The organism is Pseudomonas sp. GW821-FHT02H09, from assembly GCF_059421425.1.
Genome location: NZ_JBWKVA010000022.1, coordinates 65,899 through 84,394 on the forward strand (window position 1 = coordinate 65,899; position 18,496 = coordinate 84,394).

Annotated in this window: 17 protein-coding genes; 9 read left to right on the forward strand and 8 right to left on the reverse strand. The window is 59.7% G+C overall.

Annotation, left to right across the window (positions count from 1 at the left end; translation table 11 throughout):
- Positions 1–141: 141 nt before the first annotated feature.
- Genes AC07VR_RS25390 through AC07VR_RS25400 form a run of 3 tightly spaced genes read left to right on the forward strand, consistent with a single transcriptional unit; the run spans position 142 to position 2,964 of the window.
- Complete coding sequence (locus AC07VR_RS25390) at positions 142–1,050, forward strand: ABC transporter permease (protein ID WP_495012930.1); 909 nt, start codon at positions 142–144, stop codon at positions 1,048–1,050.
- Positions 1,047–1,895 carry an ABC transporter permease gene (locus AC07VR_RS25395; RefSeq protein ID WP_495012931.1) on the forward strand — a complete coding sequence of 283 codons (849 nt, stop codon included), beginning with the start codon at positions 1,047–1,049 and terminating at the stop codon, positions 1,893–1,895. Before AC07VR_RS25390 ends, AC07VR_RS25395 begins: the two co-directional genes overlap by 4 nt.
- A 13-nt stretch (positions 1,896–1,908) precedes the next feature.
- Positions 1,909–2,964: an ABC transporter ATP-binding protein gene (locus tag AC07VR_RS25400; RefSeq protein ID WP_494992052.1), complete on the forward strand. Its 1,056-nt coding sequence runs from the start codon at positions 1,909–1,911 to the stop codon at positions 2,962–2,964.
- A 123-nt stretch (positions 2,965–3,087) separates the two neighbouring features.
- Here AC07VR_RS25400 and AC07VR_RS25405 read toward each other — a convergent pair whose 3' ends face one another.
- Positions 3,088–4,011, reverse strand: coding sequence for an AraC family transcriptional regulator (locus AC07VR_RS25405; protein WP_494992053.1), 924 nt, complete (start codon positions 4,009–4,011; stop codon positions 3,088–3,090).
- Between the two features lie 337 nt (positions 4,012–4,348).
- Between AC07VR_RS25405 and AC07VR_RS25410 the strand changes: the two genes are divergently transcribed.
- Together AC07VR_RS25410 and AC07VR_RS25415 are read left to right on the forward strand one after the other, a co-directional pair.
- Positions 4,349–4,714, forward strand: a complete 366-nt coding sequence (locus AC07VR_RS25410) for a putative quinol monooxygenase (RefSeq protein WP_494992054.1) — start codon at positions 4,349–4,351, stop codon at positions 4,712–4,714.
- 9 nt (positions 4,715–4,723) lie between these two features.
- Positions 4,724–4,996, forward strand: a complete 273-nt coding sequence (locus tag AC07VR_RS25415; RefSeq protein WP_494992055.1) for a hypothetical protein — start codon at positions 4,724–4,726, stop codon at positions 4,994–4,996.
- On the opposite strand, the gene AC07VR_RS25420 is transcribed toward AC07VR_RS25415, so the two are convergent.
- Together AC07VR_RS25420 and AC07VR_RS25425 are read right to left on the reverse strand one after the other, a co-directional pair.
- Positions 4,989–5,618, reverse strand: a complete 630-nt coding sequence (locus AC07VR_RS25420; RefSeq protein ID WP_494992056.1) for a flavin reductase family protein — start codon at positions 5,616–5,618, stop codon at positions 4,989–4,991. The genes AC07VR_RS25415 and AC07VR_RS25420 overlap by 8 nt on opposite strands.
- Before the next feature lie 183 nt (positions 5,619–5,801).
- The gene (locus AC07VR_RS25425; RefSeq protein ID WP_494992057.1) at positions 5,802–6,098 is read right to left on the reverse strand and encodes a hypothetical protein; all 297 of its coding nucleotides are present in this window, start codon (positions 6,096–6,098) and stop codon (positions 5,802–5,804) included.
- Between the two features lie 374 nt (positions 6,099–6,472).
- Between AC07VR_RS25425 and AC07VR_RS25430 the strand changes: the two genes are divergently transcribed.
- Positions 6,473–7,228 (forward strand): COG4705 family protein, encoded by a 756-nt coding sequence (locus AC07VR_RS25430; protein WP_494992058.1) that lies wholly within the window; start codon positions 6,473–6,475, stop codon positions 7,226–7,228.
- Between the two features lie 155 nt (positions 7,229–7,383).
- Here the strand turns inward: AC07VR_RS25430 and AC07VR_RS25435 are convergent, their stop codons facing one another.
- The 4 genes from AC07VR_RS25435 to AC07VR_RS25450 all read right to left on the reverse strand — a co-directional run bounded on the left by AC07VR_RS25435 (position 7,384) and on the right by AC07VR_RS25450 (position 13,914).
- Complete coding sequence (locus AC07VR_RS25435) at positions 7,384–8,703, reverse strand: MFS transporter (RefSeq protein WP_495012932.1); 1,320 nt, start codon at positions 8,701–8,703, stop codon at positions 7,384–7,386.
- 295 nt (positions 8,704–8,998) lie between these two features.
- Positions 8,999–10,333 carry a sigma-54-dependent transcriptional regulator gene (locus AC07VR_RS25440; RefSeq protein ID WP_495012933.1) on the reverse strand — a complete coding sequence of 445 codons (1,335 nt, stop codon included), beginning with the start codon at positions 10,331–10,333 and terminating at the stop codon, positions 8,999–9,001.
- Positions 10,327–12,093: a sensor histidine kinase gene (locus tag AC07VR_RS25445; protein ID WP_494992061.1), complete on the reverse strand. Its 1,767-nt coding sequence runs from the start codon at positions 12,091–12,093 to the stop codon at positions 10,327–10,329. Before AC07VR_RS25445 ends, AC07VR_RS25440 begins: the two co-directional genes overlap by 7 nt.
- Positions 12,094–12,390: 297 nt before the next feature.
- Positions 12,391–13,914 (reverse strand): fumarate hydratase, encoded by a 1,524-nt coding sequence (locus tag AC07VR_RS25450; RefSeq protein ID WP_057960547.1) that lies wholly within the window; start codon positions 13,912–13,914, stop codon positions 12,391–12,393.
- 392 nt (positions 13,915–14,306) lie between these two features.
- Between AC07VR_RS25450 and AC07VR_RS25455 the strand changes: the two genes are divergently transcribed.
- Both AC07VR_RS25455 and AC07VR_RS25460 read left to right on the forward strand, forming a co-directional pair.
- Positions 14,307–15,413, forward strand: a complete 1,107-nt coding sequence (locus tag AC07VR_RS25455; RefSeq protein WP_495012934.1) for a GGDEF domain-containing protein — start codon at positions 14,307–14,309, stop codon at positions 15,411–15,413.
- Positions 15,406–16,344 carry an iron-sulfur-binding ferredoxin reductase gene (locus tag AC07VR_RS25460; protein WP_495012935.1) on the forward strand — a complete coding sequence of 313 codons (939 nt, stop codon included), beginning with the start codon at positions 15,406–15,408 and terminating at the stop codon, positions 16,342–16,344. The genes AC07VR_RS25455 and AC07VR_RS25460 overlap by 8 nt, the downstream gene beginning before the upstream one ends.
- A gap of 89 nt (positions 16,345–16,433) precedes the next feature.
- Here the strand turns inward: AC07VR_RS25460 and pyk are convergent, their stop codons facing one another.
- Positions 16,434–17,885 (reverse strand): pyruvate kinase, encoded by a 1,452-nt coding sequence (pyk, locus tag AC07VR_RS25465; RefSeq protein ID WP_494992064.1) that lies wholly within the window; start codon positions 17,883–17,885, stop codon positions 16,434–16,436.
- 156 nt (positions 17,886–18,041) lie between these two features.
- Here pyk and AC07VR_RS25470 point away from each other — a divergent pair, with 156 nt between their 5' ends.
- Complete coding sequence (locus AC07VR_RS25470; RefSeq protein ID WP_495012936.1) at positions 18,042–18,413, forward strand: tetratricopeptide repeat protein; 372 nt, start codon at positions 18,042–18,044, stop codon at positions 18,411–18,413.
- Positions 18,414–18,496 lie beyond the last annotated feature (83 nt).

The following is an 18,496-nucleotide window of genomic DNA, read 5'->3' on the forward strand; positions in this document are numbered from 1 at the left end:
TTGCTCGCGATAGCGGACTTGCAGTCGACATCAATGTTGACTGGTAGGCAGTCATCGCGAGCAAGCTCGCTCCTACACTGCTCAGCATCAAGACAAGTCCAGTCCCCAGGTTTCCTGCTTTCCATTGACGAGATCATTGCTATGGAACACCAATCCCTGACCCACCCGGTCGGCGCCGCGAACGTGCGCCCGGCTCGCGGTGTTTCGCCGACCACCCGCGCCTGGCTTTTCCTCACACCGTCGATGCTGTTTCTCGGCGTGTTGATTGCCGCCAGCCTGCTGGTGCTGCGCATGAGCGTGGGCACCAAGGGCGCGGAATGGACCGGCTTCAGCCTGGCCAGTTATGCCCAATTGCTGGAACCCTATTACCTGAAGTCATTGCTGCTGACCTTGCGCCTGGCCTTGTTCAGCGCAGTGATCGCGGTGTTGCTGGCGATCCCGGTGGCTTACACCATGTCGCGCCTGACATCGCCTTTGGTACGCCGGATATTTCTAGCCGCGGTGCTGTTGCCATTGCTGGTCAACCTGCTGTTGCAAAGCTACGGCTGGCTGGTGATCCTCGGGCCGGGCGGGATGCTCAATCAGGCGCTGATGGGCCTGGGCCTGATCAAGCGTCCAATCATGATGTTGTACAACCAGAACGGCGTGTTGATGGGGCTGGTGCAGACCGCGTTCCCGTTGGCGGTGTTGCCGATTGCCAGCGCTATGCGCGGCGTTGCCCGCACCTACGAAGAGGCCGCCGCGACCCTGGGCGCGAGCCGCTTGCAGGTGTTCCGCCAAGTGGTATTGCCCATGAGCCTGCCGGGGATTATTACCGGCGCGACGCTGGTGTTTGCCTACAACGCCAGCAGCTTTGTGGTGCCTTTGTTGCTCGGTGGTCGACGGGTGCCGATGCTAGCGGTAATGGTTCATGACCAGATTGCGCCGCTGATGAACTGGCCTGCCGCATCCGCCGCAGGGGTGGTGTTGATCGTCACTACGTTGGCAATCATGACCCTCTCCGAATACATCACGGGCCGTCGTCGGCGCATGCTGGAGGCTTCGCAATGAGCACGCTAATCAAGAAGCGCCAGTCGCTGCTTCCCGGAGACACCGGGCGGTTCGCCGGGGTCCTTTCAGGCTTCATTCTGCTGCTGGCGGTATTGCCGATCCTGACCATGATTGTCATGTCTTTCAGTGGCGCCTCAAACCTGGACTTCCCGCCCGGCAGCTACAGCCTGCAATGGTACAAGGCGGCGTGGAATACCTTTGTTTCGCCCGACACCAGCGATGTATTGAGCCTGGGCAAAGCCATGACCACCAGCCTGATGGTGGCGTGCCTGACCATGGTTTTCGCGACCGTGATCGCGGTGCCGGCGGCTTATGCATTGACCCGTTGCGAGTTCCGCGGCAAGGCCGTGGCGATGCAGCTTATGTCTTTGCCCTTGGTGTTCCCGATGGTGGTGTTGGGGCTGGCGTTGCTGCTGGTGTTCGACAGCCTGCCGTTCCAGATGACCACCTCGCGGCTGGTGATTGCCCACGTCATCCTGGCGTTGCCGTTCGTGGTGAAAAACTGCACGGCGGCGATGCTGTCCATCGGCAGCGAAGTCGAAGAGGCCGCGCAGATGCTCGGTGCTTCACCGCTGCGGGCGATTGTCGATGTGGTGGTGCCGTTGATGAAGTCGGGGATTCTCGCCGGGATGCTGCTGGCCTTCATCGTCTCGTTCAACGAGTTCACCGTGACCTATTTCCTCTACACCATCGATGTGATGACCGTGCCGATCTGGATGTACAGCCGCACCGTGTCGTCGCTCGACCCGACCGTTTTCTCGTTCGCCGTGCTGATCGTGCTTATCGACTTTGTCCTGATCTGGGCACTGGAGAAGCTGGTCGGTGAAGGTGGCGTTTCCTTTTGATTTGAGGTGCAACATGACTGGACTGATTCTGGAAAACGTCGAGAAACATTACGGCACGGCGTGCGCGGTAAAGGACGTCAATCTGCATTTGCCCGAGGGCAAACTGGTGTGTTTTCTCGGCCCTTCGGGCTGCGGAAAAACCACCTTGCTGCGAATGATCGCCGGGCTGGAAACCCTGACTGGCGGCGAGATTCGTCTGGACGGTGAAGACATTGGCCATACCCCGGCGCACCAGCGCAACTTTGGCATGGTCTTTCAGTCCCTGGCGCTGTTCCCGCACATGACCGTTGGCGAGAACATTGCCTACCCGTTGAAACTGCGTGGGGTCAGCAAGGCCGATCAGCAGGCGCGGGTCACCGAGTTGCTGCAACTGATTCAATTGCAAGAGATGGTCGACCGGCCCGTATCGAAACTCTCCGGTGGTCAGCGCCAGCGCGTGGCGATTGCCCGGGCGATTGCCTCGCGCCCGAAAATCCTTCTGCTCGACGAGCCGCTGTCGGCACTGGACGCCAAGCTGCGCGAATCGATGCAGGTGGAAATCCGCCAGCTGCAGCAACGCCTGAACATCACCACCATCATGGTCACCCATGACCAGCGTGAAGCCATGACCATGGCCGATATCGTGGTGGTGTTGGGCGAGCATCGGGTACAGCAGGTCGGTACGCCGATCGAAATCTATCGGCATCCGGCCAACGAGTTCGTCGCCGACTTTATCGGCACAGGGAACATTTTCCCGGCTACCGCGTTGGGGAATGGGCAGATAAGTTTGCCGGGCGGCGACTCGCTCAATGTGCCGATTTGCAGCAGCATCGTGGTCGGTGAGAAGGTCAAAATGCTGGTGCGCCCTGAGGATCTGCAACTGTCGCAACCTCAGGCAACAGCGGGCAACCGCCTGCTGGGCAAGGTGACGTTCGTTCGCGATATTGGCGCGACGATTGAAACCACAGTCGAGTGTTCCGGGGTTTCGCTGACGGCGCTGAGTACACCGTGTCAGGGGATTGGCTTGAGTATCGGCAACCCGGTGTCAGTGACGATTCCGGCCGAAGCATGTCGGGTGTTGGGGGCGTAGCCGATAATTGTATGTGGGGCTGCTGCGCAGCCCATCGCTGTAGGAGCGAGGTTTGCCCGCGATACAGGCGCCGCGGTTTGTCTGGCTGACCGCATCATCGTTCATCGCGGGCAAGCCTCGCTCCTACGACCGCAACCGCGCCAAATCCCGTAACGGCGGCGCGCCGAACAACCGGCTGTACTCACGGCTGAATTGTGACGGGCTTTCATAGCCCACCCGATAGCCCGCCGCCGACGCATCCAGCCCTTCAGCCAACATCAAGCGCCGCGCCTCTTGCAGGCGCAGTTGCTTCTGATATTGCAGCGGACTCATTGCGGTCATCGCTTTGAAGCGGTGGTGCAGGGTCGAGACGCTGAGGTTCACTTCCCGCGCCAGATCATCAATGCGCAAAGGCTGCTCATAATTACCGTTGAGCCATTTGATCGCCTGGCTGATTCGATGGCTCTGGCTGTTGGCGATGGCGATTTCATACAGACGATAGCCCTGATGGCTGCGCAGTAACCGATAGAGAATTTCCCGGCGAATCAGCGGCGCGAGCATGGCGATGTCTTTCGGGTTGTCGAGCAGACGGGCCAAACGCAGCACCGCGTCGAGCATCGGTTGGTCGAGTCGCTCCACATAGAGGCCACGCCCGGTGGGGCGGGTTGGCACGCCCATGGGGCCCGCATCGGCAATCAACGCGGTAATCTCTGCCGGGTCGATATCCAGGCGCAAGGCCAGGATCGGATGCTCTGGCGAAACATCGACTATCCGACCGCTCAACGGCATCGAGACCGAGACCACCAGGTAGTTGAGCGGATCATAGTTGAAGTGTTCGTCAGCCAGGCGCACTTCCTTGCGGCCTTGGGCGAGGATGCACAGCGCCGGTTGGGCAAGCACCGGAGCGAAGTCGTGGGAGCAGCTATGCCGCGACACAAACAACGAGCCGATGGCCGTCGTGTAGGTGCCATCTTCACCGGTGTTGCGGCGGATGATAGTGGCCAGTTCCGCGCGCTGTTTTTCCATGTCGGCGTCCAGCGGGGCTTGGGTGTGATCGAGCGATGACATGGGTGACATCCTCTGCGAAGCTTTTCGGATGGGCACAGCTTAAGTTTGTGCAAGGCCGGGTGGTAGGCAATTGCTGCATAAAACTTGCCTGATCCTGCTTCGGGTTAAAAATCAGAGTAGATACAACGGGTTCGGCGTGGAGAAAGTTGCTTGAAACACGACTGTCACGTTTGTAGCGTGGATTTCCCACCGACCTGCGCAATCGGAGCGTTGGCGCAGGATTGTGCAATAAGCCGGCAGGAATCGACTAACGGCCCGTGCGCCGGGCGCTTAATCTTTGATCCTGTCGCAGCCCGTCTCAAGGCTGCAGATCGTCTACACCTTGGGAGGATCAACGATGTCCACGCATATTCCCGTCAGTCATATGGTTTTTGCTCGGGCCCGCGCCGGACGCTCGATGGAGTTAGGCGTGCGTTTGAGCAGCCTGATTGAAACGACCCGTCAGGCACCCGGTTGCCTGCATTTTGCCCTGCAGCATTCATTGTGCGACCCAGAGCTGTGGCTGGTGTCCGGTTTCTGGATCAACCATCAGGCCATGACTGCCTACTTCGGTACCCCTGCCATGGAAATTTTCGCCGAGCTGGTGCAGGAGTTGGTGGTCAACAGCCTGGACTTTCATACCTTCAGTGATGTCTCGACAGCTCAGGCCCAGGTTGAGTACGCGCAACTGAACTTACCTGCGATGCACAAGCTGGCCAGTTGAAGGTTTAGAATGGCCGACTTTCAATTGGCCAGGATCCGCGACATGGCACGTAAAGAGTTTGCGCAGTTCGAAGCAGTTTCCGCTGTTGTACCGGGTGAGGGTGGTTACAGCGCCGCTATCGCCGTCAAGGCCCTGGGTGGTTCAGGCGCCCCGCGTTTTCATAAAGTGCTCGAAGACCAGAAATTCAAGACCGCCCATGACGCCGATCAGGCTGCCGCGCAAAAGCTTGAACAGTTGATCGACGTGAGTGAAGACGGCGAATTGTCCTGGGAAACTATTTGACCGCCCCCGGGCGGAACATTTTGAACAAGGCCTCAGGCCCCAGCTGGAAATAATCCGCCGGCCCGCCGCCGCGCAGAATCGGCTCTGCCGCGGCGGTATCGTAGATCCCATCCTTGAGCAGCCACTTGGCGATATGCACGGCGACCACTTCGCCGAGAATCAGCCAGCTGGGCACCAGCTCCTTGTCTGAGCGTTGCAGTTGAATGATCTGCGTGACCTTGCATTCGAAGGACACGGGGCTTTCGGCTACCCGTGGCACAGCGATGACTTTCGAGGCGACCGGTGTGAGCCCGGCCAGTTCGAACTCGTTCACCTCAGCGGGCACTGTCGCGCAACTCTGGTTCATCCGCTCGGCCAGCGGGCGGGTCGCCAGGTTCCAGGCGAACTCGCCGGTCTGCTCGATATTGTTCAGGCTGTCTTTGCGCCCGACGCTGGAAAATCCAATGATCGGCGGAATGTAGTTGAACGCATTGAAGAAGCTGTAGGGCGCCAGGTTCAGGCGGCCTTGGGCATCCTGCGAGGAAATCCAGCCGATAGGACGGGGGCCGACGATGGCATTGAACGGGTCATGGGGCAGGCCATGGCCCTGGGCGGGTTCGTAGTAATGGATATCGTCAGACATCGCGCGGGGTTCCTGAGGTGGGACTGGAAGGGGAGTCGGTCATAGTGCATCGCGCCGCAGGTTATTTCCAGCGTAGGGGGCTTCGATTGGGGGACGGTGATCTTTGCAGAGGGTGTTCATCTTTTCTATCCCCAAAAACGATTAAGCCCGGCAGAAGCCGGGCTGTGATACCGCGATTGAGTGTTAGCTGACAGTGGCAGAGCCGGTGCGGTCGTAGCCATCGGCAGCGACGGTGGCGGAACCAGTGCGGTCGTAGCCGTCAGCGGCAACAGTGGCAGAGCCGGTGCGGTCGTAGCCATCGGCAGCGACGGTGGCAGAACCGGTGCGATCGTAGCCATCGGCAGCGACGGTGGCAGAGCCGGTGCGGTCGTAGCCATCAGCAGCGACGGTAGCAGAGCCGGTGCGATCGTAGCCGTCAGCGGCGAAGGTGTTGGCAGCCAGTACGGAGAGGATAGTGGCGATGACCAATTTGGTTTTCATGGCGGTTACTCCGGTTCGTTTGCGTGTTGTACGTTGAGCATGAAATTCATACTACGCTTGTGAACTTGATTGAAAAGTGCAAATTCATGCTTAAAGCAATCGCTTTAATAGATATATGTAGTAACGCAATTGGCAGCTTTCCGATGTGGCCTGGTCAGCTAGCGTATGACGCTCTACGTCGACTCATATCAGTCGCAGCGTGTGGTCCGGGCATTAACTGATCATTAATTGCACAGAAATCCTTAGAATCTGTTGTTCTATGGATTTTTCATTCCGTACTTACCTATTTTTCACTGTTACCCATTCAGTCTCCGCCCGGGCCAAAACCATTGAAACTGGCTATCTGAAATCCGAGCTTTGGAGCACTGCATCGAATGAACAAACTTCCTCAGATCACCTTGGCGTTCTGGGTCATGAAAATCTGCGCGACGACCTTGGGGGAAACCGCCGGGGATTTGCTGTCGATGACCCTGAATGTCGGCTACGCCATTAGTTCGATGATCCTGATCAGCGTGTTTCTGCTGACGCTGGTGACGCAGTTGTTTTCGAAGACCTACAACCCGGTGCTGTACTGGATCGTGATCCTCTCGACCAGTACCGCCGGCACCACCATGTCGGACTTCATGGACCGCACTTTGGGTCTGGGCTATGCCACGGGTTCGATGATTCTGATTGCGATTCTGGTGACGATCTTCGCCCTCTGGCGCCTGAGCGGCGACTCGCTGAACGTGAGCAAAATTCAGACTTTTCGTGGTGAGATGTTCTATTGGATGGCGATTCTGTTTTCCAACACCCTGGGCACTGCCCTCGGTGACTTCCTGGCCGACGACTCCGGCCTGGGTTTTGCCGGTGGAGCGCTGTTCATAGGCTCGACGATTGTGCTGGTGGTGTTGGCGCGATACTTCACCAAAATCTCGTCAGTGCTGTTGTTCTGGATTGCCTTCGTCTTGACGCGTCCGTTCGGCGCAACCCTGGGCGACTTCCTGACCAAACCCCATGAAAAGGGTGGCCTGGACTTCGGCACCGTCGGTTCGTCGCTGGTGTTGGCGGGGATTCTGGTGCTGATGATCGTGGGGGCTTCGTACGTTCAGAACAAGTACGTGCGTCAGGGCGCTGCCGAGCTGTCCTGATTGGCTTGATATTGCGTCGTGGCCATCGCGGGCAAGCCTCGCTCCTACGGGGGAGCATGTCTCTGTAGGAGCGAGGCTTGCCCGCGAAGAATTCACTACGGTCTCACAGACAAAAACGCGCAAAGGCATTGCACCTTTGCGCGTTTTTTTGCCTGTCAGTTCGTCTCGATTCGCGAGTGTTTGCGGGTTTCTTTCATGGTCACGTACACCAGCAGCGAAACGGCGATGCAGGCGGTGACGTACCAGTAGTAACCGGTTTCCATGCCGATACTCTTGAACCACAGCGCGATGTATTCAGCGGTGCCGCCGAAGATCGATACGGTCAGGGCATAAGGCAGGCCGACGCCCAAGGCGCGGATTTCGGTCGGGAACAATTCGGCTTTGACCACGGCGTTGATCGAGGTGTAGCCGCTGACGATGATCAGCGCGGCCATGATCAGGAAGAACGCGCCCCACCAGGTCTGGACCGTGTGCAGAGTGGTGAGGATCGGAACGGTGAACAAGGTGCCGAGAATGCCGAAGGCTATCAGGATCGGCCGCCGCCCGACTTTATCCGAAAGCCCGCCAACCACTGGTTGTAGACACATGAACAGGAACAATGTGGCCGCCGAGATGGTGGTGGAGTCAGAGATGCTCATGCCAACCGTGTTCACCAGGTACTTCTGCATGTAGGTGGTGTAGGTATAAAAGGCCAACGTACCACCCATGGTCAGGCCGACCACAGTCATCAGCTCTTTGGGATGGCGCAACAGGGTGCGCATCGCACTTTCTTTGGACTTCTCCTTCCTGGAGAACGACTCGGTTTCTTCCATGCCTCGACGCAGATACAGCGCGACAACCGCACACAGCGCGCCAATGGCGAACGGGATGCGCCAGCCCCAGTCGTACAGCTGTTCAGTGGTCAGGGTTTGTTGCAGCACGATCAGTACCGCCAGCGCGATGAGCTGACCGGAGATCAGCGTGACGTACTGGAAGCTGGAGAAGAAACCACGACGTTCCTTGGTTGCCATCTCGCTCAGGTAGGTCGCTGAGGTACCGTACTCGCCGCCCACGGACAGGCCCTGCAGCAAGCGGGCGAACACCAGCAGAATTGGCGCGCCGACGCCGATGGTTTCATAACCGGGGCTCAAGGCGATGATCAGTGAGCCGAAGCACATCAACAGCACCGAAGCCATCAACGCCGCTTTGCGGCCTTTGCGGTCGGCATACAGGCCCATCAGCCAGCCACCGATCGGGCGCATCAAAAAGCCCACGGCGAAGATCGCAGCGGTGTTCAGAAGCTGTGCAGTGGTGTCGCCTTTAGGGAAGAACGCTTTGGCGAAGTACAGCGAGAAGGCCGCGTAGACGTACCAGTCGTACCACTCGACCATGTTGCCGACAGAACCGCTGAAAATCGATTTGATACGGCTGGAAGTGGTTCTTTCTTTTGCCGGCGCAGCCGCCGACCCAAGAGGCAGGGTGTTTGAGTTATCCATAAAGGATCCTTCGTCTAATTGTTTTTGTGGAGCGCGCCGAAACGCAGCCTGGGAGGGCTATAGCAGGAGCTGTGCCAGGACGAAGAGGCTTGGTTTAGAGGGGTTGTGGTGATTTCGTAAGCGGAAATCCGCTTATGAGGCGGGGTGCAATGAGCGGAAAATAGCCGATTGATCGTTCCCACGCTCTGCGTGGGGATGCCTCACTGGACGCTCTGCGTCCGCTCTTGAATGTGACGCGGAGCGTCACGGGTTGCATTCCCACGCGGGAGCGTGGGAACGATCTTTTGGAGACGGATCACTCCTCCTTCAAAAACATCTCTCGCGCCAACCCATGGCGCTGCATTTTTTCATTGAAAGTCCGGCGTGGCAGCTGCAATTCGGCAAGCAGCGCTTTGATATCACCTTTGTGCCGTGTCATGGCAGCCCTGAGGCAGTGTGCTTCGAAGGCTTCCTGCTGGGCAGCGAGGGACTGACCCGGTTCGATGCCTTCAGGCTCCGGTTCACTGAGCCCAAGCACCTGACGTTCGGCGACGTTAGCCAGTTCACGGACGTTGCCCGGCCAGTCGTGGCTGAGCAGACGGCTCAGTTGCGGACCGCTCAGTGGCGGGAAACTGCGCCCCAAGCGTTGCGCTGCACTGTAGGCGAAATGCTCGAACAACAACGGGATGTCTTCGCGCCGTTCGCGCAAGGGCGGCAGGCGCAATTCAGCGACGTTCAGACGATAGGCCAGGTCTTCACGAAAACGCCCGGCGCGGGCTTCATCCAGCAAGTCGGGTTTGGTCGCAGCAATAATTCGCAGATCAACCCGGATGCTCTGGTTGGAGCCCAGCCGTTCCAGTTTCTGCTCCTGCAACACCCGCAGCAGTTTGACCTGCTGGGCCAGCGGCATGCTTTCGATCTCATCGAGAAACAGCGTACCGCCATCGGCGTATTCGAGCTTGCCGATGCGCTTGCCTTGAGCGCCGGTGAAGGCGCCGCTTTCGTGGCCGAACAGCTCGGCTTCGAACAACTGCTCGGGGATCGCCGCACAGTTCAGCGCCACAAAAGGCCTGTCAGCCCTGGGGCCAAAATCGTGCAGGCAACGGGCGACCAGCTCCTTGCCGCTGCCGGTTTCGCCACGAATCAGCACGTTGACCGGCAACGCCGCGAGGTCCAGCACTTGTCGACGCAAGGTCTGCAGACCACGGGAAACACCGAGCAGGCTGGCGTCGAGTTTGGCGCGGTTGTCGGCCTGCTCGTGCAAGGCGCGGTTTTCCAGTACCAACCGACGTTTATCCAGCGCCCGGCGCAGGCTGCCGAGCAAGGTCTCGGGGCTGAAGGGTTTTTCCAGAAAATCGTAGGCGCCGTCGCGCATGGCTTCCACCGCCATCGGCACGTCGCCATGGCCGGTGAGCAGGATCAGCGGCAGATCGGGGTCCAGCGCCTGGACCTTACCGAGCAACTCCAGGCCACCCATGCCGGGCATGCGCACGTCGCTGAGAATCACCCCGGGGAAATTCCTCGGCAGTTGCGCCAGGCACTCTTCGGCGCGACTGAACAGTTGCACCACAAAACCCGAGAGGCTTAGCCATTGCTCCACGGCGCTACGGATGCTGGCTTCATCGTCGACCACAATCACCGAGTTCAACATGGGTTTTGCGCCTCCAGAGCGATAGGCAGGGTCAGGGTGAAGATCGCGCCGCCTGGGTGATTGCCGGCAGCGAGGCGACCGCCGTGTTCGTGGACGATGGCGTAAGATACTGCCAGCCCGAGACCGAGGCCGTCACCCACCGGTTTGGTGGTGAAGAACGGGTCGAAGACATTCGCCAGATTCTCTTCAGTTATACCGCCGCCGCTGTCGGCAACCGTCAACCGCCACAGAGGTGGATCGGACTCGATGCGGATTTCCAGGCGCTTGAGCGGCTTGTCCCTCATGGCATCCAGCGCATTGCGCAGCAGGTTGATCAGCACCTGCTCCAGACGAATCGCATCGCCACGTACCCAAGCCGGGCGGGTCAGGTGTAACACGCTGCTGACGTTTTCGTCGCGCATACGAGCGTCGAGCAGGTGCAAGGATTGATCGACCACCGCCGCCAGGTCCAGCCGCTCGCGCAAACCGCTGGGGCTCTTGCGGGCGAAGGTCTTGAGATGGCCGGTAAGGGCGGCCATGCGCGTCAGCATGTCATCCAGCGGGGTGATGGCTTTATAGGCGTCGTCTATCCGGCCGTGATCCAGCAGCAGGCGCAACGTCGCCAGCTGCATGCGTTGAGCGGTCAGCGGCTGGTTGATTTCATGGGCCAGCGCGGCGGACATCTGCCCGAGGGCGGCGAGTTTGGCTGATTGCACCAGGCCGTCCTGAGCGGTGCGCAAATCGCGGGTGCGTTCTTCCACCAGTTTCTCGAGTTCTTCACGGCTGCGCTGACGCAGGCGGGCCAGGCGCCAGCGCTGGTTGAGGAACAGCAGCAAAAACACCAGTGTCAGCCACAGACCGGCCGCTGCCAGCCCGGCGTTACGGCTGTCTTCGATGGCGGCCTGCGGGCGACGCAGCAGATGCAGCGTCCAGCCTTCAGCGGTCAGCGGCAGCGATTCCCACAGGTAATCGGCCGTACCGTCCGGACCCTCGACACGGGCCAGATAACTGTTCTCGTCGAAGTGCCGCAGGGCGCGGTGTTCGAGTGGGGTCAGCGGTTGCTTGTCGTATTGGCGGGTGGCTTTGAGCTCGCTGCGGTCGTTGTCCGACAGCGGCTGCAACTGGCGATAACGCCAGCCGGGTTGGTTGGCGATGAAGACGATGCCGCGGGCGTCGCTGACCAGCAGGATGTCGCTGCCCTGACGCCATTCGCGCTCAAGTTCGGGGAACTCCAGTTTCACCACCATTGCGCCGAGAAACTCGCCGCTGTCGCCGGTCACTGCGCTGGACAGAAAATAACCGGGGATGCCGCTGGTCACGCCCACTGCATAAAAGCGACCGGCGCCCTGGCTGCGGGTTTGGCTGAAGTACGGACGGAAACCATAGTTATGGCCAACATAGCTGCTCGGTAGCCGCCAGTTACTGGCGGCCACGGCCCGACCAGTGCGGTCGAGCAGTTCCAGCGTGGAAGACTGTGCGGCGCCGTTGATGCGTTCCAGTTTGCGGTTCAGCGTGTCTTGCTGGCTTGGGTTGACCGAGCCGTTTAACGCTGAACTCAGTTCCGGATCCAGCGCCAGCACGGAGGGCAGGGTGCGATAACGTTCGATCAGGGTGTGCAGGGAGTTGGCATACAGTGCCAGTTGCTCGTTGGCGCGCACGGCGTCGTCCACCAGCGCCTGGCGTTCGGCGTGACGCATGGCCAAACCGGCGGCAAGGGCTGCACCGGCGATGATCAGCAGCGTGTACAGCGCCAGGCGCATAGAGCGGGAAGTCACGAACATACTGGATGAACAGGTGTGATAGGAGGGGGGCACCATAACATGAGCGCAGATGAAGGCCTCGTTTCGAAACCCGTAGCAGCTGACGAGTTTTGCGAGGCTGCGTTCGGACGAAGCGGTCGTAAACAAGTCGCTGCGGTGCGTCAGATAAACCGCGTCTGCCGGACTACGACTGCTGCGCAGCCGAACGCAGCCTCGCGGAGCTCGTCAGCTGCTACGTAAGTCGCGTCGGCAATGAAAAACGGCCGGGCTGTCGATGACAACAGCCCGGCCGTTTTTTAGATCTGGAGGTTTAAGTACTTATTGCACTTCTACCGCCAGGCTTTCACTGATCTTCTTCTGCCAGATGGCAGGACCAGTGATGTGCACCGACTCGCCCTTGCTGTCGACCGCAACGGTCACCGGCATGTCTTTGACGTCGAACTCGTAGATCGCTTCCATGCCCAGTTCGGCGAAGGCCACCACGCGGGATTTCTTGATCGCCTGGGCCACCAGATACGCAGCGCCGCCAACGGCCATCAAGTACACGGCTTTGTGGTCCTTGATCGCTTCGATCGCAGTCGGGCCGCGCTCGGATTTGCCGATCATGCCCAGCAGGCCGGTCTGCTCGAGGATCTGCCGGGTGAATTTGTCCATCCGCGTCGCTGTGGTCGGGCCCGCCGGGCCAACCACTTCTTCGCGCACCGGATCGACCGGGCCGACGTAGTAGATAAAACGACCTTTGAGGTCTACCGGCAAGGTTTCACCCTTGTTCAGCATCTCGACCATGCGCTTGTGCGCAGCGTCGCGACCGGTGAGCATTTTGCCGTTGAGCAGGACAGTTTCGCCCGGCTTCCAGCTCTGCACGTCTTCCGGGGTCAAGGTGTCGAGGTTGACTCGACGAGCCGACGGACCAGCTTCCCAGACGATTTCCGGGTAGGCGTCCAGCGGTGGCGCTTCCAGCGAAGCCGGGCCGGAACCGTCGAGTACGAAGTGTGCGTGACGGGTGGCGGCGCAGTTGGGGATCATGCACACCGGCAGGGACGCGGCGTGGGTCGGGTAATCCATGATCTTCACGTCGAGCACGGTGGTCAGGCCACCGAGGCCCTGGGCACCGATGCCCAGCTGGTTGACCTTCTCGAACAGCTCCAGACGCATCTCTTCGATACGGTTGGACGGGCCGCGCTTTTTCAGCTCGTGAATGTCGATGGATTCCATCAACACTTCCTTGGCCATCACCGCAGCTTTTTCGGCGGTACCGCCAATGCCGATGCCGAGCATGCCTGGTGGGCACCAGCCGGCACCCATGGTCGGGACGGTCTTCAGGACCCAGTCAACGATCGAGTCGGACGGGTTGAGCATGGCCATCTTCGATTTGTTCTCGGAGCCGCCGCCCTTGGCCGCCACGTCCACTTCCACGGTGTTACCGGGGACGATGGAGTAGTGGATGACCGCCGGGGTGTTGTCCTTGGTGTTTTTACGAGCACCCGCCGGGTCGGCGAGGATCGAGGCACGCAGGACGTTTTCCGGCAGGTTGTAGGCGCGACGCACGCCTTCGTTGATCATGTCGTCCAGGCCCATGGTCGCGCCATCCCAGCGCACATCCATGCCAACGCGTACGAACACGGTAACGATGCCGGTGTCCTGGCAGATCGGGCGGTGGCCAGTGGCACACATGCGCGAGTTGATCAGGATTTGCGCCATGGAGTCGCGGGCTGCCGGCGACTCTTCACGCAGGTAGGCCTCGTGCATGGCCTGGATGAAATCCACGGGATGGTAGTAGGAAATGAACTGCAGGGCGTCAGCAACGCTCTGAATCAGGTCGTCTTGCTTGATCACGGTCATGAGTCGCGCTCCTCTATAAGACGGGAACATTTAATAAGGTGTCTTCAGTCTGGTTGGATCTGGTCACTGAAAACACCTTTTAAGGCACGCCGGGCATGCTGGCGCGACGCTAAAAAGGCGCGGCAGTATACCGCGCCAAACGCTCGGGCACACCCGCCGGTAGATAAACGAAAGTCGCATAAGAGAAGCTGTGGCAAGGAATGCCTATGCTAAGGATATCCCTGTAATAGAGGGATACCTGTGATGAAGAGATACCTGTGATGAAGAAATACCTGTGTTCGACCGGCCATCCAAAATTTGAATAGTCATTTTTCAACCACGACACTAAAGTGGCACGTGGCCTGTAGGGTAGGAAACCCGGTTCAGCCTCCTTTTGCACGGTGAGTCAAAGATTGACCCATAAAGCCATACAGAGTCTGTTGCTCAAGCGCTTTACCCTGGCGGCGGGTACCTATGGGCTGGCATTGCTGCTGCTTTGGCTGGCCATTCTCAGTGGTCACTACCGCGCCCCGGTGAGCGGCGCAGTGATTGCCACGGCGCTGTTGGTACTCAGTCAAGCTGCCTTGCTCGGGGTATTTCTCAGCGAACGAAACCTGTGCTTTGCCGACCCCAGCCTGACTGAGGTGCAAATAGTGCTGGGCCTGGTCTGGCAAACCTGGTTCATTACCCAGCTCGACATGGCTCGCGGCGCGTTCCTGGTGTTCTACGTGCTGATCCTGTTGTTCGGTCTGTTTCATTTGCCACGCCGGGTGTTCGTGCGCTGTGCGGCGCTGGTTTTTTTCAGTTTTGCCGGGATCAATCTCTGGGAAGGCTACCACTTCGAATTGGCCGATCCCCCGCTGGCGGCACTGCAAGTCTGCATATTGTTTATCGTTCTGGTGTGGCTCACGCTTTATGCCAGCTACGTCCAGGCATCCCGCCAGCGCATGCGCCAACGTCGCTTCGCGTTGCAGGCCCACCAGGACACCCTGCGCGGGATGATGCGTCAGCTCGAAGACCTGGTGGCCACCGACGAACTCACCGGCCTGTTCAACCGCCGGCATTTTCTGCGCCTGGCTACCCGCGAGTTGCATAACATGGAAGCCGACGTGATCCACGGCCTGGCATTGATCGACCTGGATCATTTCAAACGAATCAATGATGTTCACGGGCATGCAGCGGGTGATCAGGTGTTGCAGGCATTTGCCGCCGTCGCCACGGCCTGCCTGCGCGATGGAGATGTACTGGCCCGTTATGGTGGTGAGGAGTTTGTCGTGTTGTTGCCCGATTGTGATGCCGAACGCCTGACCTCTTGCTGTGAACGTCTGCGTATCGCCTTCACCGATGTCGAGTTGGTTGGTCTGAGTGTGCACGGCCTGAGCCTGTCGGCGGGGATGACCCTGCTTGAACTGGGCGATGATCTGGATGATGCCCTGCAGAGTGCGGATCAGGCGCTTTATCGCGCCAAGCGCGACGGCCGCAATCGCTGCGCTGCTGCCTGGGAAAACATCGATGCCTGAGTTACGGGTAGGTGAGCGACAGTGGTCGGTGGAGGCGGGGAGCAACCTGCTTGACGCTCTGAACCAGGCCGGTGTCCGTGTCCCATACAGCTGTCGCGCCGGTAGCTGCCACGCATGCCTGGTGCATTGCGTTCAAGGCCAGCCCAGCGACAACCGACCCGATGCATTGGCCGATGACCAGCGTCAGCGTGGCTGGCGGTTGGCCTGCCAGTGTCAGGTCGTCGAGGATTTGCAGATCGAAACCTTCGACCCGGCGCGTGATGGCTTGCCGGCTGAGGTGGTGGGTATCGATTGGTTGTCCATGACGGTACTGCGCCTGCGTTTGAAACCCGAGCGACCTTTGCGCTACCGGGCCGGGCAGCATTTGGTGTTGTGGACTGCCGGCAATGTGGCGCGGCCGTATTCGCTGGCCAGCCTTCCGCAGGAAGATCGTTTCCTCGAGTTCCACCTGGATTGCCGGCACAGCGGTGAGTTCAGTGACGCGGCCCGCCAACTCAGGATCGGTGAGCCGTTGCGCCTCGGCGAGTTGCGCGGTGGTGCCTTGCAGTACGACCCGGACTGGCAAAGCCGGCCCCTTTGGCTGCTGGCGGCAGGCACCGGTCTTGGGCCGTTGTTCGGTGTGCTGCGTGAGGCCTTGCGTCAGGATCATCAGGGCGCCATCCGCCTTATTCACCTGGCCCATGACGCCAGCGAGCATTATTTGGCCAAGCCATTGGCCGCACTGGCTGCAAACCATCCCAACCTTACGATCGAGTTGCTGACAGCGGCTGAGCTGCCTGCGGCTCTGGCGCAACTGCGGCTGGTTTCCCGGCAAACCGTGGCCTTGGTCTGCGGAAGCCCTGACAGCGTCGACGCCTTTTCCCGGCGCCTGTACCTGGCGGGGCTACCGCGCAATCAACTACTGGCCGATGTGTTCGTGCCCCGTGGTTGAGCGCTGATTGTCATTTCGATCAGACACCCAAAACCAAAAAAGCCCCGGAGTCTGCACTGCGGGGCTTTTTGTTCTCAGCGGTCTGAGTCTCAGACCATCGGGTCGCCGACGTGCAGGATCTTCATGCCGTTGGTGCCACCGGTGGTGTGGTAGCTGTCGCCTTTGGTCAGGATCACCCAGTCGCCTTTCTCGACCACTCCGAGTTTGAGCAACTCGTCGATCGCGGCCTGGCTGACTTGCTCAGGCGGCAGCGATGCCGGGTCGAACGGTACGGTGTAGACGCCACGGAACATGGCCGCACGGGCCTGGGTTTCGCGGTGTGGGGAGAACGCGTAGATCGGGATGGACGAGCGGATCCGCGACATGATCAGCGGCGTGTAGCCACTCTCGGTCAAAGCGATGATCGCTTTCACGCCCGGGAAGTGGTTGGCCGTGTACATGGCTGCCAGGGCGATACTCTGATCGCAGCTTTCGAACACTTTACCGATGCGGTGGCTGGAGGTTTTGCTGGTCGGGTGCTTTTCAGCGCCGATGCAAATCCGTGCCATGGCCTGGACCGCTTCGAGCGGGTAAGCGCCGGCGGCACTTTCGGCCGAGAGCATCACCGCGTCGGTGTAGTCGAGCACGGCGTTGGCTACGTCGGACACTTCTGCGCGGGTCGGCATCGGGTTCTGGATCATCGACTCCATCATCTGGGTCGCAACGATTACCGCTTTGTTGTGGCGGCGTGCGTGCAGGATGATCTTCTTCTGAATGCCCACCAGCTCTGCGTCACCGATTTCCACGCCGAGGTCGCCACGGGCAACCATCACCGCATCGCTGGCGCTGATCAGGCCGTCGAGGGTTTCGTCGTCGGCCACGGCTTCAGCACGCTCGATCTTCGCCACCAGCCAGGCAGTACCGCCGGCTTCGTCGCGCAGTTGGCGAGCGTATTTCATGTCGGCTGCGTCGCGTGGGAAGGATACCGCCAGGTAATCGACTTCCATTTCCGCGGCGAGCTTGATGTCGGCCTTGTCTTTCTCGGTCAGGGCTGGAGCCGTCAGGCCACCGCCACGACGGTTGATGCCTTTGTGGTCCGACAGTGGGCCGCCGATCAACACGGTGCAATGCAGCGCATCAACGGTCGCGGTGTCGACACGCATGACCACACGGCCATCGTCGAGCAGCAGTTCGTCGCCGACGCCGCAATCCTTGACCAGGTCCGGGTAGTCGATACCGACGACTTCCTGGGTGCCTTCGGTCAGCGGATGGCTGGTGGAGAAGGTGAACGTGTCACCGACTTTCAGCTCGATGCGCTTGTTGGCGAATTTGGCGATACGGATTTTCGGACCTTGCAGGTCACCCAGTAGCGCGACGAAACGGCCGTGCTTGGCGGCGATGGAGCGCACCAGCTTGGCGCGAGCTTTATGCTCGTCGGGGGTTCCGTGGGAGAAGTTCAGCCGGGCGACGTCCAGGCCAGCCAGAATCAGCTGTTCGAGAACTTCCGGCGAGTTGCTGGCAGGGCCAAGGGTAGCGACGATTTTAGTACGACGTACGGACATGCAGAGACTCCTGAGTTCAAGCGCAACGAGAGGCTACTATGCTCCGAAGTTGTAGTCATTGTTCGTTTGCACTACTTATTCGTTTGTTTGTTGAACGAACATTCCTGAAGATTTTCGGGTGTGGGTCGATACACTGCTCAAGACAGGAGAACCCCCATGCGATTCGTACTCATTGCCGCTCTGGCCCTCAGTGTTGTCGGCTGCACCCGTTGGTCGATGGACCACCACCTGGACAATGCCTATCGCGATTATGATCGCGGTAATTGCGAGAGCGTAATGCTCGAGCTGTCCAAGGTCGACCGCGAGAGCCGCTCACGGCGCTATGTGCAGCCCGAAGTGTCGATGTTGCGCGGGCAATGCCTTGAGCGTCAGAAACTGTTTGTCGATGCCGCGCAGACCTACCAGTTCATCATTACTCAGTACCCGTACAGTGAGTACGCATTCCGCGCCCGTGCACGGCTTGAAACCTTGCAGCAGCTGGGTCATTACCCAAGCCATAGCGCCGCGCAGGTGAGTCCGGCCACGTAGTCATGATGTTTGTCATCTGAACACCTGGCCGGCGGCGAGCGTTCAGCTACCCTATCGGATAGACAGGGTTAGCAATCCGAAGC